The sequence below is a fragment of the Micromonospora maritima genome, from assembly GCF_902825405.1.
GTDB lineage: Bacteria > Actinomycetota > Actinomycetes > Mycobacteriales > Micromonosporaceae > Micromonospora > Micromonospora maritima.
In genome coordinates, this window is record NZ_CADEAU010000915.1 from 1 (window position 1) to 959 (window position 959).

Annotated in this window: 1 protein-coding gene; it reads right to left on the bottom strand. The window is 69.7% G+C overall.

Annotated elements, in window-relative coordinates:
- Positions 1 to 959 (bottom strand): ABC transporter ATP-binding protein (locus HUW36_RS33505; RefSeq protein WP_174531659.1); only part of this gene is annotated, 959 nt, incomplete at both ends.

Here is a 959-nt window from a genome sequence, read left to right on the forward strand (position 1 = left end):
CTTCGGGGTGGTGGCAGGCGGTGAGTTGGGTGCCGTCGTTGCGGGTGACGAGGGCGGGTTCTTCGGTGGCGCAGCGGTCGGTGGCTTTCCAGCAGCGGGTGCGGAAGCGGCAGCCCGATGGTGGGTCCAGGGGGGTGGGGACGTCGCCGGTGAGGCGGATGCGGCCGGCGGGTCCGAGGGTGGTGACGTCGGGGATGGCCGAGAGCAGGGCGCGGGTGTAGGGGTGCTGCGGGCGGGTGTAGATGGTGTCGCGGTCGCCGATCTCGACGATCTTGCCCAGGTACATGACGGCGACGCGGTGGCAGAAGTGGCGGACCACGGCCAGGTCGTGGGCGATGAACACGAACGCCAGGTCGAGGTCGCGTTGCAGGTCGCGCAGCAGGTTGATGACCTGGGCCTGGATGGACACGTCGAGGGCGCTCACGGGTTCGTCGGCGACGACGAGTTTGGGTTTCAACGCGAGGGCGCGGGCGATGCCGATGCGTTGGCGTTGCCCGCCGGAGAACTCGTGGGGGTAGCGGTTGTAGTGCTCGGGGTTGAGTCCGACCAGTTCCAGCAGTTCCTGCACGCGTTTCTTCACGCCGCCGGGTGGGGTGATCCGGTTGACCTGCAACGGCATGGCCACGATCCGGCCGACGGTGTGGCGGGGGTTCAACGACGCGTACGGGTCCTGGAAGATGATCTGCAGGTCCTGGCGCAGTCCGCGCAGGTCACGGCGGCCGGCGTGGGTGATGTCCCGGCCGGCGAACTCGATGCTGCCGGCGGTGGGTTCCAGCAGCCGTACCAGCATCCGCCCGGTCGTGGTCTTCCCACATCCCGACTCCCCCACCAGCCCCAATGTCTCTCCGGGGCGCACGTCGAAGTCCAGGCCGTCGACCGCCCGCACCGCGCCCCTGGCGCGAAAGCCCTCGCGCACCGGGAAGTGCTTGGTCAACCCCCGCACCCGCAGCAACGGCTCG